Source organism: uncultured Microscilla sp. (genome assembly GCF_947493425.1).
In the GTDB taxonomy this organism is placed as follows: Bacteria; Bacteroidota; Bacteroidia; order Cytophagales; family Microscillaceae; genus Microscilla.
The window spans coordinates 1-19,881 of the sequence record NZ_CANLRP010000153.1 but is presented as its reverse complement, the minus strand read 5'-3'; the positions used below and the strand labels follow the sequence as shown (position 1 = coordinate 19,881).

General features: G+C 39.9%; 15 protein-coding genes. 9 read left to right on the top strand and 6 right to left on the bottom strand.

Annotation, left to right across the window (positions count from 1 at the left end; translation table 11 throughout):
* The 5 genes from Q0954_RS26440 to Q0954_RS26420 all read left to right on the top strand — a co-directional run.
* Positions 1-207, top strand: a 207-nt coding sequence (locus Q0954_RS26440; protein ID WP_299462263.1) for a hypothetical protein, incomplete at its 5' end; no start/stop codon positions are given.
* A gap of 609 nt (positions 208-816) precedes the next feature.
* Complete coding sequence (locus Q0954_RS26435; RefSeq protein WP_299462260.1) at positions 817-2,955, top strand: tetratricopeptide repeat protein; 2,139 nt, start codon at positions 817-819, stop codon at positions 2,953-2,955.
* Between the two features lie 64 nt (positions 2,956-3,019).
* Positions 3,020-3,739 carry an SUMF1/EgtB/PvdO family nonheme iron enzyme gene (locus Q0954_RS26430; protein WP_299462257.1) on the top strand — a complete coding sequence of 240 codons (720 nt, stop codon included), beginning with the start codon at positions 3,020-3,022 and terminating at the stop codon, positions 3,737-3,739.
* Between the two features lie 663 nt (positions 3,740-4,402).
* Positions 4,403-6,550 (top strand): OmpA family protein, encoded by a 2,148-nt coding sequence (locus tag Q0954_RS26425; protein WP_299462254.1) that lies wholly within the window; start codon positions 4,403-4,405, stop codon positions 6,548-6,550.
* A gap of 705 nt (positions 6,551-7,255) precedes the next feature.
* Positions 7,256-7,714: a GNAT family N-acetyltransferase gene (locus Q0954_RS26420; RefSeq protein ID WP_299462251.1), complete on the top strand. Its 459-nt coding sequence runs from the start codon at positions 7,256-7,258 to the stop codon at positions 7,712-7,714.
* 170 nt (positions 7,715-7,884) lie between these two features.
* On the opposite strand, the gene Q0954_RS26415 is transcribed toward Q0954_RS26420, so the two are convergent.
* Both Q0954_RS26415 and Q0954_RS26410 read right to left on the bottom strand, forming a co-directional pair.
* Positions 7,885-11,034 carry a PAS domain S-box protein gene (locus Q0954_RS26415; RefSeq protein ID WP_299462248.1) on the bottom strand — a complete coding sequence of 1,050 codons (3,150 nt, stop codon included), beginning with the start codon at positions 11,032-11,034 and terminating at the stop codon, positions 7,885-7,887.
* Between the two features lie 196 nt (positions 11,035-11,230).
* Positions 11,231-11,962 (bottom strand): YdcF family protein, encoded by a 732-nt coding sequence (locus Q0954_RS26410; RefSeq protein ID WP_299462245.1) that lies wholly within the window; start codon positions 11,960-11,962, stop codon positions 11,231-11,233.
* 541 nt (positions 11,963-12,503) lie between these two features.
* Here Q0954_RS26410 and Q0954_RS26405 point away from each other — a divergent pair.
* The 3 genes from Q0954_RS26405 (at position 12,504) to Q0954_RS26395 (ending at position 14,614) form a co-directional block, all read left to right on the top strand.
* Entirely contained in the window at positions 12,504-12,977 is a 474-nt protein-coding gene (locus tag Q0954_RS26405) for an Lrp/AsnC family transcriptional regulator (RefSeq protein ID WP_299462242.1), read from the top strand.
* Positions 12,978-13,175: 198 nt separating this feature from the next.
* Positions 13,176-13,778, top strand: a complete 603-nt coding sequence (locus Q0954_RS26400; protein WP_299462239.1) for a hypothetical protein — start codon at positions 13,176-13,178, stop codon at positions 13,776-13,778.
* A gap of 338 nt (positions 13,779-14,116) precedes the next feature.
* The gene (locus tag Q0954_RS26395; RefSeq protein ID WP_299462236.1) at positions 14,117-14,614 is read left to right on the top strand and encodes a 3'-5' exoribonuclease; all 498 of its coding nucleotides are present in this window, start codon (positions 14,117-14,119) and stop codon (positions 14,612-14,614) included.
* A gap of 47 nt (positions 14,615-14,661) precedes the next feature.
* Here Q0954_RS26395 and Q0954_RS26390 read toward each other — a convergent pair whose 3' ends face one another.
* On the bottom strand, positions 14,662-15,366 hold the full coding sequence (locus Q0954_RS26390; RefSeq protein WP_299462233.1) for a hypothetical protein: 705 nt from the start codon (positions 15,364-15,366) through the stop codon (positions 14,662-14,664).
* 87 nt (positions 15,367-15,453) lie between these two features.
* Positions 15,454-16,161, bottom strand: coding sequence for an endonuclease V (locus Q0954_RS26385; protein WP_299462230.1), 708 nt, complete (start codon positions 16,159-16,161; stop codon positions 15,454-15,456).
* 116 nt (positions 16,162-16,277) lie between these two features.
* Here Q0954_RS26385 and Q0954_RS26380 point away from each other — a divergent pair, with 116 nt between their 5' ends.
* The gene (locus tag Q0954_RS26380) at positions 16,278-16,985 is read left to right on the top strand and encodes a hypothetical protein (RefSeq protein ID WP_299462227.1); all 708 of its coding nucleotides are present in this window, start codon (positions 16,278-16,280) and stop codon (positions 16,983-16,985) included.
* A 98-nt stretch (positions 16,986-17,083) separates the two neighbouring features.
* On the opposite strand, the gene Q0954_RS26375 is transcribed toward Q0954_RS26380, so the two are convergent.
* Together Q0954_RS26375 and Q0954_RS26370 are read right to left on the bottom strand one after the other, a co-directional pair.
* Positions 17,084-18,592 (bottom strand): FAD-binding oxidoreductase, encoded by a 1,509-nt coding sequence (locus Q0954_RS26375; RefSeq protein ID WP_299462223.1) that lies wholly within the window; start codon positions 18,590-18,592, stop codon positions 17,084-17,086.
* Positions 18,593-18,626: 34 nt separating this feature from the next.
* On the bottom strand, positions 18,627-19,337 hold the full coding sequence (locus Q0954_RS26370; RefSeq protein ID WP_299462220.1) for a hypothetical protein: 711 nt from the start codon (positions 19,335-19,337) through the stop codon (positions 18,627-18,629).
* Positions 19,338-19,881: the final 544 nt, after the last annotated feature.

Genomic DNA, 19,881 nt, shown 5'->3' with positions numbered 1-19,881 from the left:
AATATACGAATGAAGGCGAAGCGACTATGGTCTACCGACTACCAACTTCGGACTAATATACGAATGAAGGCGAAGCGACTATGGTCTACCGACTACCAACTTCGGACTAATATACGAATGAAGGCGAAGCGACTATGGTCTACCGACTACCAACTTCGGACTAATATACGAATGAAGGCGAAGCGGCTATGGTCTACCGACTCCTAACTCCGGACTAATAGACGAATAAAGGCGAAGCGACTATGGTCTACCGACTACCGACTAAATTACGAATGAAGGCGAAGTCACTATGGTCTACCGACTACTAACTCCGGACTAATAGACGAATGAAGGCGAAGCGACTCTGGTCTACCGACTCCTAACTCCGGACTAATAGACGAATGAAGGTGAAGCGACTATGGTTTACCGACTACCGACTAAATTACGAATTACGAATGGATCAATTACGAATTAAGGCGAAGTCACTATGGTCTACCGACTACCGACTAAATTACGAATTACGAATGGATCAATTACGAATGAAGGCGAAGTCACTATGGTTTACCGACTACTAACTCCGGACTATATAGACGAATGGCATCGCCCAATTCGTAATTCTCAAACTCGTAATTAACTTACGCAAAGCAACTATGGTCTACCGACTACCAACTCCGGACTAATAGACGAATTCACGCGAAGCGACTATGGTCTACCGACTACTAACTCCGGACTAATTCGTAATTCCTAATGGGCGTAAAGCGAAGTCAAAAAACTACGGTCTCTGGATTAATCTCTTGAGGCTGTAGTAGCGACAGACTACCGACTAATAACTAAAATATGAGATTTAAAATTGCAAAATATTGGTTTCTAATGCTGTTGTTATGGGGTGGCCTGTCACAAATAACGTGGGCGCAAAGCAACCAAACCGATAGTTTGATTCAATTGCTAAAAAAAGCCAACCTAAACACCTACAAGGTTCGCTTACTCATTCGGTTGGCAGATGAATTTCAGCATAAATCTGTCCCCCAATCATTTCAATACGCTAAAGAAGCCCGCAAACTTTCTGAAAAACTTAATTATAAAAAAGGCATTGGTGAAGCCCTTTATTATATGTCTATTGGTAAGTTTCACTCAAGCCAGTACACTGTTGCTCAAAACTACCTAAACAAAGCCTTGGTGCTGTACAAAAGCATTGATTATAAAAAAGGTATAGCCGATGTGCAAAAGCAATTGGGTAAAATATACGACCGCTTAGGCGATTATGAAAAAGCCCTGGAGTACCATATTAACAGTTTGAGAGCCAACGAGATTATTGCCAACAAAAAAGGAATGGCGGCTGCCTACCTCGATATTGGACGGGTGTATTTTCACCAAAGCGATTACTATAAGTCGTTGGAGTATTACCGCGAAGGGTTGGTGCTGGCACGTGAGATAGATAACGACGATTTGTTGGCAGAAGGGTACAAAAATATGGGAATGAGTTACCAAAAAATTCAAAAATTTGTTCAGTCATTGAAGTATTACCGACAGGGGCTCAAAATATACGAACGAATAGAAGATCATACCAATATAGCCAAAACCTTGTTGGGCATAGGCAATGTGTACCTTGACGCCGAACAACCCAACAAAGCCCTTGAGCACTTGTTGCGTGCCCGCGAAATTCAACAAAAAGAAAAAGACCTCGAAGGGTTGGGCTATGCTTATCTGGGCATAGGCAAGGTGTATACATTGGCAAAAAACTATAAACGTGCCATCGACTACCTGAGCAATGGTCTGAAGATATTTAAAAGCATTGGGTCTAAAAAACCTGTCAGCGAAGCATACCTGGCGCTTTCGCAGGCATACAAAAAGCAAGAGAATTACAAACAAGCCCACCAAAACTATCAGTTGTATAAAACTTATAGTGATTCGTTGTTTAACGAGACCCAATCGTTGCAAATAGCCGAAATGGAAACCCGCCTAAACCTGCGCATGCAAGAACTTAAGGTAAAACGCTTGAGCAAAGAGCAAGAAGTAAAAGATGAAGCCATTAGATTGCATAAAGCCGACTTGAGCAAGCAACGTACCTTGTTGGGTATTTTAATGGTAAGCTCAGTGTTGATCCTGGCGCTGGCGTTTGTATTGCTCAACAGTCGACGGAAGCTACGAAGAGGTAACCGAAAGTTGCTCCAAAAAAACCGACAAATTGAACGACAAAAGAAAGTGGTAGAAGGGCAACATAGAAAAATTACCGATGGGCTACGCTATGCCGAAACTATTCAGCTGGCAGTATTGCCCAGCGATGTTCGCCTTAATCAGTTTTTTCGTGAGCATTTTGTCATTTATAAAGCCAAAGACATGGTGTCGGGCGATTTTTATTGGATCGAAAAACTAAACAATAAAATAGTGGTGGCGGTAGTTGACTGTACCGGGCACGGAGTAAGTGGTGCTTTTATGAGTATGATTGGTAATACCTTGCTCAATGAGATTGTTCGACAAAAGCAAATTATATCGCCCGCAACAATTTTGAGCGAATTGCACAATGGAGTGGTAGAGTCCTTGCGTAAGCGAGAGTCGAATCTTGACTTAGGCATGGAAGCCTGTGTATGTGTACTGGAAGGTTCGGAGAATGCAAAACAAAAGCTTACCTTTGCTGGAGCCAAACGCCCATTGTATTATATTTATGAAGAAAAAATTACCGAAATAAGGGGAACCCGCAAGGCAGTAGGCTTTGATTTTGGTAAAACAAGGGTATTTAAAAACCAAGTGCAGGAGGTAGAACAAGGTGGGGTGATTTACTTGACGACCGATGGCTATGGTGACCAGTCGGGTGAAAACAACAAACGGTTGGGGAGTGGACGTTTCAAAGATTTGCTGGTGGCATACTCTAAAGAACCTTTAGTAAAACAAAAAGAACACCTTGAGAAAGCACTCCAAAAGCACCAAGGGGATAGTTTACAACGCGATGACATTACAGTGTTGGGACTGAGGGTATAAAGTAGCAGTATGCCTGGAGGTGCCGTATGTAGTTTTATATAGAAGAATCATGTTTGTTATGTGGATGAAGAAATTTTTTGTAAGCCTGTTGATGGGCAGTTTATTTTTTAGCTTACCTTATTTTACTGTTGCTCAATACAAGAAAAAAGTACCCATACCCAAAGGGATGGTCTTGATGCCCTCTGATACGATTGAAGTGGGCTCAGAAAATGGCAAAGAAGACGAAAAACCTGTTTTTCCTTTTGCTATCAAGTCGTTTTTGTTAGATCTACGTCCAGTCAGTGTGGGCGACTTTAGAAAGTTTGTGCAGGTGACCCGCTATATTACCGATGCCGAAAAAATTGGTAAATCGTATTATTATAATAAAGATGCTAAAAACTGGGAAGCTATAGAAGGGGCTTATTGGTTGTACCCACAGGGGCGTACTCAAGCCGTTGCTCAATATGCCAACCCGGTGACCCATATCAGTTGGAACGATGCCAGAGCGTATGCTGCCTGGATAGGTAAGCGGTTGCCTACAGAGTTTGAATATGAGTATGCAGCAAAAAATGCGGCCAAAATGAAGTTGAAGCATATCAACCAAACACTATGGCATTGGTGCCAGGACTGGTACCGGTCTTACGGTGAAGAAAGCTATTATACTCAAAGAATAAATGACCGTAAAACTTTGCGGGGTGGGGTGTTTGGTAATACAGAAACACCTTACCGCCCTACCCAGCGTTTGGCAGCCTTGCCTTACTATAGCACGGCTCAGTTTGGGTTTAGGTGCGCCAAAGATTTGTAAAATTTTACTTTTAAATAGTAAGCTACTCTATCCCTCAGCAGAGTAAAACCCTGGCTTCGGTTTTCAAAAGTACCGTCATCGCCTCAGCTCGTGTCTCCACGAGTTGATCGGAACCTTCAAAAATAATGTTCCCAGACGTTGTGATGAGGCAATTTAGCTTCGCTGGGCACCGACATTCATCGGTATCTAAGGACTCGTAAACTTGGTTGTGGAGACACAAACCGAGGCGAAAGATTTGTAAAATGTCACTTTTAAATAGGTACTAAACAGCCCCCCTTAAGTTCTAAAGCTTGAGGGGGGCTGTTTTATGTAATAAAATACTGTTTGTCAGTAGTATATACTGAGGTGTAGGTGCCATGTGCTCTTTCTTTTATCAGTGCTTTGTAGGGCAATGTTTCGTGGCAGTTTTGGGTTGGCAACTTGCTTTATTCTTCCATTTATTACAACGAAAACGTGACTTGTTGCCAAGACACACTTCCGTCAAAACCTTTATTTGTTTTTGAAATATAGCGGCGGTACCAATCGGCTAATAAACTCATTTCTACCTTTTATAAACTCAAATATACCGTTGGTGAATTATCTGTTGATTAACAGTTTATAAATTGAGATGTTTGTAGTATAATTACAAATACAAACTATTTCTAAAAAACATTCAATACTTCTATGATCATTTCATCAAAAAAACTATTTACTGTTTTGTTTGCGTGGTTAGCAGTTACACAAGCACTACAGGCACAACCAACTACCCGAAACTCTTCCAGGGTAGAAACAATTATTGAAGATTTTAATAACAATGAGCGCAAGTGGGATGTCAAATCTTACAAAGCTGAGTCTTATGTCATCAAAGATGGACATTATTACATTACCACCAAGAAAAAAAGTGGCTACGGTTTTGAAACCAAACCTTTTTTTATCAACCCCAAAAAACCTTTTATTATAGAAACCGCCCTACAAGAGGTAAGTGGCGACAATACCAACGGCGCAGGATTGATATGGGGGTATAAAAGCACAAAAAACTATTACCGTTTTGTGGTGACTTCAAACGGGCAATTCAATATTTCAAAGTATAAAAAAGGAAAGTTTTCTCATATAGCAAAATGGGCAAAACACGAAGCTATAAAAACAGGCTACAATGTTACTAACCGCCTAAAAATGTTTAGCACTTCCAGAGGAGCACGTTTTTATATCAATGGCAAGTTAGTACACACCGTGTCACGCGAAGAGTTTAAAAAGCATTATTTCTTTGGCAGTAGGGTAGGGCTCATTGCCTATAACAACCGAGTGGTCAAGTTTGATTATTTGAAAATAAGACGAGTAAAAGAAGATATAAACTTGATTGCCAACGCTAAACAAGGGCTTAAAAAGGAAAACCTGGGACCAAACATCAATAGCCCATTTTCAGACATTACTCCATTGATATCGAGCGATGGCAATACCCTGTACTTTATTCGTAAAGATCACCCTGAGAACATTAAGCGAAAAAAACAGGATATATGGTATGCCACCAAAGAAGCCAACGGCAACTGGGGCAAAGCCAAAAATCTGGGCAGACCAGTAAACAATTCTGCTCACAACAACATCATTGCAGTGTCGCCCGATGGCAATACCCTGGTAGTAGGTGGGGTATACGATGCACAAGGAGAATACAAAAAAAGAGGTATTTCTATTGCCAGCAGGGTGGCCAGTGGTTGGGAAGTACCCAAAGAAATCAATATTAAAAACTACTATAATAATAGTAGCTTTTTTGGCGTGTGTATGTCTGCCGACAGGCAAAAACTAGTGCTTGCCCTTGAGCGTGAAGGAGGCGAAGGTGACCTTGACTTGTATGTGAGTTTTGTTCAACGCGATGGTACCTGGAGTGAACCCAAAAGTTTGGGTAGCCGATTGAACACTTTTGGTGGAGAATCTGCCCCATTTTTGGCTGCTGATGACAAAACTTTGTACTTCTCTACCAATGGTTTGCCTGGCTACGGTAGCAAAGATATTTATGTAACCCGTCGTCTGGACGATAGCTGGACAAGGTGGAGTACTCCAAAAAACCTGGGACCAGACATCAATAGTAGTGACTTTGACAGTGGGTTTAAAGTAACTGCCCAAGGCGATTATGCTTATTTGGTATCGTATACTGGTAAAGCCAACAAAAGTGATATTTTTCGGATCAAATTACACGAATCGGCACGTCCCAAACCCGTAGTGCTGGTATATGGTAAGGTGTTGAACCGAAAAACAGGAAAGCCTTTAGGGGCAAGTATTGCCTACAACGACTTGAACACAGGCAAGTTGGCGGGTGTGGCTCGTTCAAATCCTAAAGATGGATCGTATAAAATAGTATTGCCTTATGACAAAGTGTATGATTTTCTTGCCAGCAAATCGGGCTTTTATTCGGTGAGTAAGCACCTTGATTTGAGTAGTGTGAGCAAGTTTAAAGTAATCAAGCGAAACCTGTACCTTGCCCCCATTATAGTAGGACAAAAAATCAGGTTGAATAACTTATTTTTCGATGTAGGAAAATCGGCACTCAAATCGTCTTCTTTTGCAGAGCTTAACCGCTTGGTAAGTAGTATGAAAAGCTACCCCAACATGACCATTGAAGTGAGCGGGCATACCGATGCTCAGGGGAGCCCTGCCAAAAACCTGCAGTTGTCAAAAGACCGAGCCAACGCAGTACTCAATTATTTAAAGAGCAAAGGAATACCTACTAGTCGTATGCAAGCCAAGGGATATGGACAAACCAAGCCGTTGGCAAGTAACAATACTGCTCAAGGGCGTGCGCGCAACCGTAGGGTAGAATTTATGATCTTAAAAAAATAGGGTTAAGTATTAAGTATAGTATAATGATTCTGAAAAGCTGCTTACATTTGTGAGTGGCTTTTTTTGTTACAGCCTCAGTTTAGTAGCGACAAGTGATTATATAGGTGCAAGCCTTAAGTGATTAGTCAAGAGTTGGTAGTCCATAGCGCCCACAGGGGCAAGTCCTTAGATACCGATGTATATCGGTGCTACACTCTGTTGAGCTCATCACAGCAAGCTGCCCCGATGAAATGAATCGGGATTTAAAAATAGATTCGGTTCACAGGTAACTATACTTTTTCTATCACGTTGATTTTTAGTGACTTATAAAAAACGTAGTTAAAAGTTTTGAGTGTTGTTTCACATCGTTTTAACCCTTTCATTAAAAATTAGTTAAAGCTTCCTGCAGTTGGGTCTTCTTTGGAAACGATTATGGAGATGTGAAAAACACCCACATACCAAAAAAACGCTACATTGGATCAAAAATGAATACTTTGGAACAAAGCAAAAAAGGTGGGCATTCACTTACCAAATCAAGGAATTCCCTGATATCACTCTGACTTTACAGCACGTGTCAAATTTAGTTTAAGTGGGGTGTTCTTTTGGTGGGTAGTTGTGTGCAAGCAGTACAGGGTATCGTTCTGAAATAGCATCAAATGATAAAAAAGCGTGTATAGTGCTACAGTTTTGTGAAAAAATAACGAAAGCGAAAAGATACAAATTGATATGAAAAATATTAGTTTAAGAAAAGCAACAATAGAAGATAAGGCATTAGCAGTTGGCTTTGATTACAACCTTGATGTAGTCGAACATATCGAGCTCAAGAGAGAGGACAAGATTACAAAAGCAATATTGAGTGAGGAATGTTTTATCATATTGGTGGACAACAGAGAAGTTGGGTTTGTCATATTTGATTACCGCTTTTTTGATCAAGGGTGGATAGAACTCATTGTTATTGATGCAGAATATAGAGGAAAAGGAATAGGTGGCAACACATTTAACCTTATATGCAAGCAGTGCAAGACAAATAAAGTATTTACTTCAACCAATAGTTCCAATACTCCAATGCAGAAAGCATTGACTAAAGTTGGTTTTTCTTTTGCAGGTACAATCAACGGATTAGATGATGGAGATCCTGAGCTATTTTATTATAAAAAGACGAATAATAGAGAAGCAAAAGAGTAAGTAGTAAAAATGCCAGCTTCAAGGTTTGTAGCTCGCGTTAAACTTTGGTTGTGTCTTGAAAGCAAAGTGCTACGAAATCGCCCACTTTTCGTATGCTTAGCCGTTGGCTGTAGACAACGAAATGAATGAGAAACTACAAGAATATGTCACCCAAATATTAGGCGGAAAAGCTATTCCCCCTCCGGTAAATTGGGAAGTAAAATCTTGAAAGAAGTACCTTGACCTACCTGCGACGAAACATATACCCGTCCTTTGATCTTACGAATGGCTTGTTTGGTAATGTATAGTCCCAGTCCTGAGCCGTACGATTTTTGGGTGGCACGAAAAAACATATCAAATATTTGCCCTATAAACTTGTCCTCAATACCGCGCCCATTGTCGGTAAAAGTAAGGGTAGCCCCTTTTTCGCTCAACTCAATGTCTATTTTCAGAAAAGGATTGTCAATATCAGGGTTTTGGTACTTAATGGCGTTTGACATCATGTTTTGGAAAATAATGCCTAAACGTGAATAATTACTATAGAATGTATGTCCGTTTTTTACAATATCAGTGGTGATTTGTACCCGATCGGCACCTTTCATAAATTGGTGATTCTCAAGAGTTTCTTCAATTAACTCCTCAAAATCAATTTCCTCGATCGTCATTTCGAGACGGCTGTTGCGCGATAGGTTGGTAAGGTCAGAAATAAAATTATCTAACTTCTTCGCGCTCTTTTCCATCATTCCAAGGTAATTCTCCCGCTCTTCACTGCTTGGCTCAATCCTGATGAGTGACACCAGCCCCAAAATAGATCGGAGTGGTGCCCTCAGATCGTGCGATGCCCGATACACAAAACTATCCAGCTCAGAGTTGGCGCGTTTTAGCTCGTTTTCCCGCTCCTTTTTTTGGCTGATATTTTTCAAAAAAGCAGTAGCTCCCCGCGATATTCCACTTGTACTGACAATAGGATTGATTGAAGCCTCAAAGTACACTGTAGTATGAGTAAGCTCCAGTGCAAACTCCTCGTTTATCCGTTTGCCGCTGAGTACTTTTTCAAAAAGCTGTTGCCAGCTTGAACGAAATTCTTCTGGTAACTTTTCAATCAGGTTGTCTCCAACTTTGACTGTGTTGTCGAGGTAGGTTTTAAAAATCTTCTGTAAAGCAGTGTTTACTGTAGTAACATTAAGTGAGGCATCTACCGACCATATTCCATCATCGGTGTTCTCTATCAATGCTTCTAGCTTTGCTCTACTTTCGCGAATCTTCATTTCAGCCTTTTTCCTTTCGGTAATATCGGTAGCGGTAAAGCAAACTTGAGCCACACTGCCCTGGTCGTTATAAATAGGAATATAACTATAAGAAAAGAAAAGACGATTACCCCCCAGGTTTAGGTTAGCTTCATCCTCTACAAGTTGCCCCTGAGTTACCTTTGCCCAGTCTTGTACCAGTTGTTGCTGTATTTCCTCCGGAAAAAGTATAGTCCACTTTTGTTTTAGCTTTAGTTGTCCTGGCCAAAAATGCTCAAAAAGTTCAGAGGCTTTTTTGTTATAAGTCTGCACCTCACTTTGAGCGTTGAGCAATACAAATACCTGGTTGGCATTGTCAAAAATCACTTGAAAGTTTTGCTCTGATGCTTTGAGTGCTTGTTCTGTTTCTTTTTGAGTGGTAATATCCCGATTGATTGATAAAATACCCACTGCTTGATTTTGACGATCTTTGAGATTGAGCACCGTAGCCTGACTAATGCCAGAAGAGCCGTCCTTTCTCACAAAGCCTACTTCACCACTCCATTTACCGTGTTCTTTCAAAGCATCGAGCACAAGGTCGCGCCCAGTGTCTTTGTTGGTGCTTCGGAAAATAGTGCTGGCGTTTTTTTGAGCAATTTCGTCTTGGCTGTAGCCAAACACATTGGTAGAAGCAGGGTTCCATTCCTGAATATTGCCGTCATGGTCAGTAATGACCAATGCATCGTTTAAGTTGGCAAAAGTGAGCGCTTGTTTCCACAAGTGTTGTTGAGACTCGTGACGTTCAATGGCAAGACTGGTAAGACTTACACTGGTTTTTATAACATTCCATTCCAGTTCTGAAGGCAAGCTAGAGCGCAGGTTATTGATCATTAGAACACTCTGTAGCTGTTTGTCGGTAGACAATATGGGTATAAACCAGCTGGCTTTCCACTGGTTGTCGTTGGCAAAACCCTTGAACTTATCTGTAAAACCAGCCTCGCCGATGTTGTCAAAAATCAACTTTTCGCCATTCAACAACTTTTGTCCATTGGTGCTTTCCAGGTCAAATGCTGCCAGCGCCTCTTTTTGGGTTGAGTTTAGTCGGGGAGCCGCCAATACCTTAAGTTTTGTCATGGGCTGAAACCGATCTACTCCCAGAATAGCACAGCAGGCACTGTCGATTAATTGATCAATATTCTGGCATATATGTTCCAAAGTTTTGTCGATGGAAGAGTCTTTGGCAATTTTTTCAAGTATTTGTGCTTGATTTTGAATAAGGTCTTGAGTCAGTTTTTCGCGGGTAACATCACGTTGAAGAATAAACACACCTAAAATGTGTCCTTCTTCATTCAAAAAGCATGAGGTATTGCCATTGACCCAGATGTGCGAGCCATCGGGGCGTTGTTCGTGGGCTTTTATAGGGAGCTGCTTAAGGGTAAACAGTTGTCCCAGGGCTTCTTTAATAAACTCTTTATTGTTTGAGAACAAGTCAATCAGAGAGGTACCCAAAAAATCCTCTTCGGTCATGTGGTATTGTTCCAGCATTGCCTGGTTTACTTTAGTAATGCGCAGGTTGTGAATGGCTTCATTCAAAGCTTGTTCTTTATCAGGGTGGTTTTCCCAATCCAGTGGCTCTTCAAGCATTCTAAAGGCGGCACCTTCCAGTGAGTTGGCAAAAAAGTGCTCAAACTTTTCGTTGCTTGCTCTGAGCTGGGTTTCGCTGCTGCGCAGCACTTTTTCCATACGTGCCCTATTGAGCACTGTTTTGATGGTTACCTCTATTTCACGTTGTTGAAAAGGCTTAAGAATGTAACCATAGGGCGCCGATTCGGTGGCTCGTTTAAAGGTCTGGTTATCGGCTTGGGCAGTCAAGTAAATAATTGGAATGGGGTTTTCGGCAAGTATACGGTGCGCGGTTTCTATGCCATCTATGTCACCTTCTATCAAAATATCCATTAAAATGAGGTCAGGCTTGTACAAGCGAGCGCTTTCTATGGCGGCATCTCCGGTAATTACTGAGTCTACCACTTCATAGCCTAGTTTATGAAGGCGTACCTCCAGGTCTTTGGCAACTATACGTTGATCTTCAACAATGAGTATTTTTTGTAACGACATAGGGCTTGCTTACCTTGATTCAAAACTTTTGCAATGAGTATTTACAGCGAGTAACTGTTTACCACTTATTAGGACGGGGCGATCACTATACATAGACGTTATGCTCATATCACCAAATTTACTAATATATTAAAAATCAGAAAACCCAAAAGGGTTAAATAGTAAAAGATCTTAAAAAAAAATGTATTTACTCAACTCAAGCATACCCCAAGGCTTTGTATACAATGTAACCAATTACTTCATGGCTTAGCACATACCATTTATATAAAGCTTTTTCGGCAGGAAAAAGCGAAAATGGAAAAGCAAAGCCCTTGTCTATAGTGTAAAAGTCTACACTAAAAGGAGTAACCTGGATGCTTGCCTGACGAAAACAACCTACAGCACGCCTGATATGAAAAGCTGAGGTAATGAGTAGGTAAGATTGACGGGGAAATTGTTTGTTCAATATTTTTGCGGTATTGAGGGCATTTTCTCGGGTGTTACGTGCCCTAGTCTCTATTATAATGTCGTGTGAAGGAACTTTTGCCTGTAGCAAGACTTGTTTGAGCAAATAAGCTTCAGCTCTTTCCAGACGTTGTTTAGGGTCAAAACTTCCTCCACTAATCAATATCTTTTTTATTTTCCCTAGTCTATATAACATCAGCGCCTGGGTAATACGGTCACCCCCTTTGTCAAGGTATACCCTATCATGCGGTTTTTTATCAGTATTGGTTACTCCGGTCAGCACAATGCCTACATCGTAGGTTTGTCTGATGCTATGAAGTGGGGTAGGGGGGGCTTCCCAAAGTAGCAATGCCTGATTGACAATGAAAGGGTTGGTAAATAGCCAAAGCAAAAAAACACCTGTACGCAATAATTGACGTTTACGACGTGACTTTTTGGTGAGCAGTGCCCAAGTAAACACCAGGCACAACCAAGTGACAGGCATTAGAAAGTAATACAGGGTTTTGGATAGGAAAAAAAACATAGGAAATGTGAATGTATAACGCCTACAAGGAAGTTCCTGTTTTTGACAAAGTGTTTGAACAAAATTTTTCGCTAAAAACAAGGGGATTTTTTAAAATATTGACAGTATTTAGAGTGCCTTCAGTCAAATTTAAGGGTTTATACCTATGCTTAAAAATAAGCCTTGGATTTTTTGAGAGTTTTCCATAAAAAATTTTGTAATTGCTGATTTATGCCTACCTTTGCAACCCCAAATTATACACACCTCTTAAAACGTCTTAAATTCAGTCAGTTAACAGTTTTTCCTGACCTTTTCTTCTTTATCTGCAAACCAATAATTATTTGGCGGTATGTATGATTTAAAGGTGAAAAATAAGAAAAAACTAAATACAACAATACAAAGTACAATTCATACTTTGTAAAGCACAAATAGATTAAAATATTTTCAATATAAATTGTTGATATTAAAATTATATTTTGTTTTTTTGAAAAAAAATTCAACAAAATTCTAATAGATATTAATTATGGCAAAAGCTATAAAGATTGATAATACAGATAGAAAAATTCTTAGAATTTTACAGGAAAATGCTAAAATCACCAATGCGCAACTATCAAAAGACATTGGGCTGTCGCCTGCGCCAACTTTGGAACGTGTAAAAAAACTAGAAAACATGGGCTTGATCAAAAGCTACCATGCGATGCTAGATACACATAAAGTAGGACTAGGTGTAACCACATTTGTACAAGTGTTTATTTCAAGCCACAAAAAGACTTGCATTGATGCTTTTGTGGATAAAATTCTGAAGATTGATAATGTGATCGAATGCCATCATATTACTGGTAATTGCGACTTTTTGCTTAAAGTAATTGCTGCTGATATTTCGTCATATCAAAAGCTAATGCTTGAAGAAATCAGTGAAATTGAAGAAATCAGTAACATGCAATCTATGGTAATTTTGTCTACATTTAAAGACAAAAAAATATTGCCTATTCCATAAAACATTTTTCGCCCTAGGTGGGGAATGTAAAAGATTAAAAAGAGACAATTTGGTTCAACCAATATTGTCTCTTTTTGTTTTAGCCCCAATTTTAGCTCTAACTCTCTGGTTAAGCATAGCAATCTATCAGCTTAAAGCTTAGCCTTGTAAGAGGTTTTTGCGTATGAATGGGTGAAAACCAAATGTTATGAACAATCAATGAAAGTACGACTATTACTATTGACTTTAGTGTTGACTTCCTTTGCTTATTTACATGCTCAAACCACTATTTATGCCAGCAAAAACTTTGAAAAAGCTGGAGTGACCGAATACCTCAGTACTTCTTTGGGTAGTGTGGGCTATTGGACAAGCACCAATACAAAATACATTGAGCTTAGATCATTAAGCACTACCCCTATGCAAATAGGCAAGGTGAAGTTTCCGGGCAGCAATGCCGTTTATAGTCTTAAAACTACCCAAGGTGGTTTATGGTGCACCCACCCCAATGGTAAAAAACAGTTTTTTAAGTTACTGCCCGCTACTTACAGAAGCAAGGGATTTGAGCGTGCTGGAGTGATAGAGTATTTAGAATCCTCAGGAGACTTTACGACCTATTGGTATTATACCAGTCAAAATCCTCGCAATAAAATTAAACTAAAAACTTTGAGGCGAGACGGTAAAAAGTTCCGCTTTCAGGTGAAGTTCCCTGGGCAAAAGGCTACTTACTGGCTAAGTTATCAGCCGATGTGTGATAGTGATATTACTTGCCTGCACCCTGATGGGCGCAAACAAGTATTTAGATATTACCGTTGGAATGATTAGTTTTTTTGTATATAAAGAAAGACAGCTTTGGTACTCTACCCAGCTTTTTTTTCAAAAGTACAGTCATCGCCTCAGGTCGTGTCTCCACGAGCTGATCGAAACCTTGAAAAACACTGTTCCCTTAATGTTTTTCGAACAGAAAAATGTGTTTGGCCCTCCCTTTGAGCTAGGCGAAGGGTTTTAGGTGTAAAACATCAATGGTTCTATACCAGAGTTGGCGAGATTAGAGCGTCTATGAAAATAGCATCATCTTTACTGGTGGTTTTTTGGTGTATCTTGTGCTCCAGTATTCCCGGTTTTTTGGTGTTTGTCATAGGCGTGATTAATAGCACTTGACAATGAAAGACGATCGCATAAAAGTATATTTTGATACTGAGTTTATTGCCAAGCCTTTTCATCTGGAGCTTATCTCTATAGGCATGGTGCGCGAAGATGGCGAAACCTATTATGCTATATCATCAGAGTTTGACTCTAACAATGCCAAGCCTTGGGTAAAAGAAAACGTAATAGCCCTGCTTGAGCCCGAAATCACCCCAAAAACCATTGCCCAGATACGCGAAGAAATTCTTATGTTTTTGGCGCATCGCACCCCCGAATTTTGGGCATATTATGCCAGCTTCGATTGGGTTATCTTTTCGTGGATTATGCAAGATATGAACGCCATGCCAGCCCATTATCCCAAGTATTGCAACGACTTGCGCCAGGAAGTAGCCCGCCTCAAATTTCCAAAAAAAGAAATACCTCGTGCCCATAACAAACACAATGCGTTGGACGACGCCCTTTGGAATCAACAGTTACACCAACTATTGATAGATTTTGAACAAGGCAGGGGTTAATCATGCGCTTATTTTGCCTACAACAAAATGCTAAGGTACCTTTAGGTTTACCTTGGAATTCGTTCCAGGTCTTGTTTTAGCTTGCGCAACAAAAATGTTTGCGTAGCTATTTGCTCATTCAGCATTTTTAGGTTTTGCTTTACATTGGGCGCTTGGGTGGCAAGCTCGGTATATACAGGTACGAGGGTTTCGTATAGGTCTTTGAGTTCCAGGTTTTGTTTGATCAGTTTTTGGTAAGCTTTTACCAGTTTGCCCTTGTGGGTGGTCAGGTGTTCTTGGTTGGGCTGAGTGTGGGCAGTTTCTTGTTTTATACTGGCAAATAGTTGTTTGCGTTCGAGCCAGCTTTGTTCTATGTTAGCAATGAGTTTTTTGCGGTACTTGTCAAGGTAGCTATGTAGGTATATCACAATAAAACTATACTTTGACTGAAGAAAATGAGTAAGTTCAAATGGTTTTACTGTCATTGCATTGTGACGCTTCTCTATCAGGCTAAACACATATTTTATTCCCTCTACACTGGCAAACAAACCTTCAGTATCTTCCATTACTTCTTGTTTGCGAAATCGGGTCACTTTTATCTGTAGCTCTTTGAGCAACTTACAGATGTCATCACTTTGGGGGCATATAATCTGTAGGGCACGTTTGAGCTTTTTATCTGCTTCATTTTGGGCAGCTTGTTGTTGTGCCTGACTTTTATTGGGCAATACCCACAAAAAAAACACTGCCCAAAAAAGAATGAACGAATATTTCATAAATACAACTGATGCAATTTGTTTTGTTGAAATAAACGCCAAAATTACACCAAGAGTTGGTCTATCTCCAAATATATTGTGGGTTGTCTACTCCAAAGTTCCTACATTTATCCAATCGTCAGTTTGTTCGTCTTTGCTATGGAGGCGTGCCATTTGGTCAGCCCTTCGCAGTACATCAGGAATACGGTACTCGCTTACCAGGTTCAACGCCACTGTTTTGGCAGTATCAAGCGCTACCAAATGTCCAGGGCTTACATATTCGGGTTTTATACCTGTTTGAGTACGCAAGGCGTAACCTACCACCTGACCTTTATGGGCAATATTAAGTATGCTTCCTTGCTCATTGCCCACTTGCCCCGAAAACTTTAACAAGCTTTTTTTTGCTATACCTATAGTGGGCAAACCAGTTTTTACTCCCAGCCAGCAAGCTACACCAAAAGTACGCGGGTGTGCAATGCCGTGTCCATCAACCACCAGCAAATTAGGGCGTGGCAATGTAGCATCATTGAGCAAGTGGTTAACCAGTGCAAACAACGGAGGCCCTTCTCGAAAGCAAAAAAAGCCGGGCACATACGGAGCCATTACCGCTGCTACACCACTATAGGTGCCCAAATGGTGGCCATTATAGCGTTGTAAATCTCCGGCAATGTAGGCTTTGTCGCTTTGGTATTGAATGTCTAAACCTAAGATTACGTCATTGTCTTGTGGTTGATACCCTTGCCCCGATGCAGGTATTTGTACCTGAGCTGCCATCAAGCGTTGTTCGTTTGCCCATTGAGTTTCTATGTCATTCATATTACTAAAATAGGTATTTGTATAAAAGCACAGATTGATTTCATATAAAAAAGTTTTTTTATGTTCAAAAATGCTTGTATTTCGTATCAACTAATAATCAAATACTCATATAATTTATGAAAAAATATATTTTTATAACCATTATCGGCTTGGCTTTGTGTGTGGGTCAGCTACAGGCACAGCAAATTTTTAAAGGAAAAATCACCTATAAAACGACCTTTTCGGGTGATGAAAAACTAATAGAACAGGCCAAGCTTTTCCTGGGCACTACTACTGAAGTGGTAAGTGATGGCAAAAAGTTTAGGTATTATATAGACGGGGGAATGAGAAACAGTGAATTTGTCTTTGAAGCAGGAAAGAACGTGTTTTATAGTATTGATACTAAAAAAGAAACCATTACTAAAAATAATTTAAAAGCAAAGTCTACCCGTGACCGCAAGGTAACTGCCAAAAAAACCGGTAAAGTGAAGATTATTGCAGGCATCAAAACCCATCATGTAGAACTCTACAATGGCGACAAAAAGCAGGTAGAGGTATGGCTAAGTGATGAGTATTACTGGAATTTAAAAGACCATCCTTATAAAGTAAAAGGCATGTTGTTGGAAGGGAGTTTTAAAGACCTGAAAAATCAAGTCATATTGGCCTTGACATTGCCACACCCCAGCGGCAAAGCTGCCATAGAAATGACTGCTCAAGAGGTAGATACCAATGTACCTAAGGGGGCTTTTAAACTTCCTAAAGGGTTTAAAATGGTAGATGAGACCAAACCACAAAAAACAGAGAAAAAAGACGAAAAAAAGGAAACAGTAAAAGGAGGGGAATAAAGCCCACTTTATAGAATATACAAAAGAGCCTTACTTTGCGAATGTTTAGCAAAGTAAGGCTCTTTATTTTTAAGACTGATATAGATATTCTAAAACAATTACATATTGTATTTGCCTGGTGCCAATATGTTGTCAGGGTCAAAGCTGGTTTTTAACGTTCCAAGCAAATCTACATACTCAGGTTGTAACCCTTCTTTATAACCTTCAAAAGCTCCTATACCGCCGCGATATGGATAAAACCCCTGTGCTACCAAAGATTTAGCCCCTTCTTTGTAAAACGCTTCGGCTTTTTTCACTTCTTCAGGAGCATCACTACAATCGGTGTTGGCAATCATTACCAAAGTACGAGGAGTAATAAAGGTAAACGTTACCTTAAGCTCATAGTGGTATTTATCGCACAAAGAAGTAACCAAACCATAGAGCTTTTCTATATTGTTTTGAGTAGCATTGCAAGTAGCGTTTAGCCAACGAAACCGCCCATCAAAATCTTTGGCATGCTTTATATGGTCTACGTTGGGTTTGTTAAGCAATATGCTAATGGGGCGATTGCTTGGAATCCCTTTTTGTAGCCCTACTACAAACTGAAATGTATGCAAAAATGGCAACTTCTTGATGTTTTTATCTATCCAGTGCAATCTATTTAAAAAAGCATCGGTTACGAAGTGTATTTTGCACCCTTTTACCCCTTTTTTAAAAGCTTTTTTTACTGCTTTTCTACGGGCACGCGACACCCCCTTCTCGCTAGACACAGACCCGGTAAGGCTCCAGGCTCCCGTCACATTTTCTTTTTCATTGCCCGATGCCCGCGACTTATTGGTAATGTGTACCGCACTATTTACAATACCTTTGAGTCGTAGTTCCCTCATTACCTCTACCAGTTTACCCAAATCGCTTTCGTGTTTGGCAGCCACGGCAAACATACAGAAATGGTCGGGTTTGGGCATTAGCTCTAGGGTCATCTCTAGTACTATGCCCAGGTTAGATTGTAAGAACATACCATCGAGACAAGGACCAACGCCTTGACGAAATATATTCTTGTCATGATTTTTTTGCTGAAAAGCGCCAAAACCAGTTTGCACGATTTGTCCATTGGGCAATAGTACCTTAAGGCTGATAATGCTATTATAACGGTTGCCATAGTCGGTATGCCCAAAACCCCTCTCGAGAAAATTAGCCAACACACTTGAGGTGACCGGACCAGCAGTCACATCCATTTGCAGTCTTGACCCTGTATTTTCTAAGTGAGCCGATAGTTGCCCTTGGGTAACGCCAGGCTGTATGGTTACATAGCCTAGTTCTTCGTTTACTTCAACAATGTTGTCCATTTTAGACAACTCTACAATTACCTGGTTTGGTTGAGTGCCTTGGGCACTCCCATACCCCCAGTTTTTACCCCTGCATATAGGATAAAGTGCTGCACCTGTGTTTTTTGCCCAAGCCAATAGTTTTTGCAAATCGTTGATAGAGCCAGGCAGTACAACACAACGAGGGTAAACAGTAGTACCTGTAAGGCTTGCTGCGTAGTTTTCGAGTGTTTCGTTGTCAAACAACACCTTGCCTGGTTCTTCAAACAAGTCTTCAATAGAAAGGGTTCTCTCGTTGTTCATTTGATGTAAATCTCTTATATGCTTAGAAAAGTTACTATTTTTTAATCATCTTTAGCATACCATTCCATAGGTTACTCAAGTTTACAGGAATGAGTGTAAGCAAACCTTCTCTATTGAGGTAGTGGGGGTTTAATCGCATAAACTCTTGTATGTATTCATTGGTTTTTGCCGCTTTTTCAAACCTTGCAACATCCTCTTTGGTAAGACGGGGTGCATAAGGCAATGATACAATATGCTGACTTATCATATTAAGGTGGTAGGTATCTATTACCAGTTGTCTAATATCTTGCATGTGGCTATTGTAACGCAGGTTAGGTCTGGGGTAGAGTTTTTTCCAGTAACGACAGCCTCCACTGTATACAAGGGGGTTGAGTGTAATGCCAAGCAAAATTACTTCGGAAAGGAAATGTTTGAGTTTAAATTCTATCAAGAGTTTAGAATAAAGGCCAGTAGGAAACGAGCTTCCTCTTTTACTTTTATCAATGCCCATGGCAGGACGTGCCACATAGAGGTTTTTTCTGCCCTCAATTTTACGGTAAGAATATGAGCCAAACCCTATGTCTTCTCCTTGCTCATTTTTAATAAGTAAGATGTCTATTTGATCACAGCCTTCGTAAGTTTTTCTAAAATAATGCAGGTTAAAGTTATCGTCTGCGGTTAAAGAAAATAAACGATAAATTCTTTGCTCAAGTGATGAGTCAGGAGCAATACTATTTGTTTTGATTACTTCTATGTTTGTTTTCATTAAATAAATTAATCAGTATTGTAATAAATAAAGAACATCTAGCATATTGAAATATCACTAATTCAATTTCTGTATTAGCCGATTTATATATTAATTTTCAATTATCTTGTGGCAAAGGTATTTTAAATGATTTATATAATTACTTACTTGTACCTTTTATGATACTTTTTCATAATGCCAATTGTATTTTTTAAATATCTTGTCGCATTTTTATAACAAAGCAAAATGTACATATTATCTAAACAAGACTTTTTGAAGCGATAGGCTAAACACCTGTGTAAAGCGTCTGTATTTGGGGATTTTTGTAATAAATTTTTTGCCAGCATTCGACAATTTGAGCCTATCCATCTTCTAAGAACAAGTAAAAGGTTGCGAGCCGAACCTGTGTTATATCACTTTTGAGAATTAATGGTTTTATGTTGGCTAAATTGACATTTAAAATCGCGTAAAAAGATCAAGAACATCGTTTTATAAGGAATGGTGTAAAAATAAATTTCTATAGTAACGCTAAAATATTTTGTTGCTAGACGCGGCACGGCAATAT

Bases quoted from the DNA above. Each gene is read 5' to 3' on its own strand.
- Q0954_RS26435 (WP_299462260.1), top strand. From the start codon at position 817: ATGAGATTTAAAATTGCAAAATATTGGTTTCTAATGCTGTTGTTATGG.
- Q0954_RS26430 (WP_299462257.1), top strand. From the start codon at position 3,020: ATGAAGAAATTTTTTGTAAGCCTGTTGATGGGCAGTTTATTTTTTAGC.
- Q0954_RS26425 (WP_299462254.1), top strand. From the start codon at position 4,403: ATGATCATTTCATCAAAAAAACTATTTACTGTTTTGTTTGCGTGGTTA.
- Q0954_RS26420 (WP_299462251.1), top strand. From the start codon at position 7,256: ATGAAAAATATTAGTTTAAGAAAAGCAACAATAGAAGATAAGGCATTA.
- Q0954_RS26415 (WP_299462248.1), bottom strand. From the start codon at position 11,034: ATGTCGTTACAAAAAATACTCATTGTTGAAGATCAACGTATAGTTGCC.
- Q0954_RS26410 (WP_299462245.1), bottom strand. From the start codon at position 11,962: ATGCCTGTCACTTGGTTGTGCCTGGTGTTTACTTGGGCACTGCTCACC.
- Q0954_RS26405 (WP_299462242.1), top strand. From the start codon at position 12,504: ATGGCAAAAGCTATAAAGATTGATAATACAGATAGAAAAATTCTTAGA.
- Q0954_RS26400 (WP_299462239.1), top strand. From the start codon at position 13,176: ATGAAAGTACGACTATTACTATTGACTTTAGTGTTGACTTCCTTTGCT.
- Q0954_RS26395 (WP_299462236.1), top strand. From the start codon at position 14,117: ATGAAAGACGATCGCATAAAAGTATATTTTGATACTGAGTTTATTGCC.
- Q0954_RS26390 (WP_299462233.1), bottom strand. From the start codon at position 15,366: ATGAAATATTCGTTCATTCTTTTTTGGGCAGTGTTTTTTTTGTGGGTA.
- Q0954_RS26385 (WP_299462230.1), bottom strand. From the start codon at position 16,161: ATGAATGACATAGAAACTCAATGGGCAAACGAACAACGCTTGATGGCA.
- Q0954_RS26380 (WP_299462227.1), top strand. From the start codon at position 16,278: ATGAAAAAATATATTTTTATAACCATTATCGGCTTGGCTTTGTGTGTG.
- Q0954_RS26375 (WP_299462223.1), bottom strand. From the start codon at position 18,592: ATGAACAACGAGAGAACCCTTTCTATTGAAGACTTGTTTGAAGAACCA.
- Q0954_RS26370 (WP_299462220.1), bottom strand. From the start codon at position 19,337: ATGAAAACAAACATAGAAGTAATCAAAACAAATAGTATTGCTCCTGAC.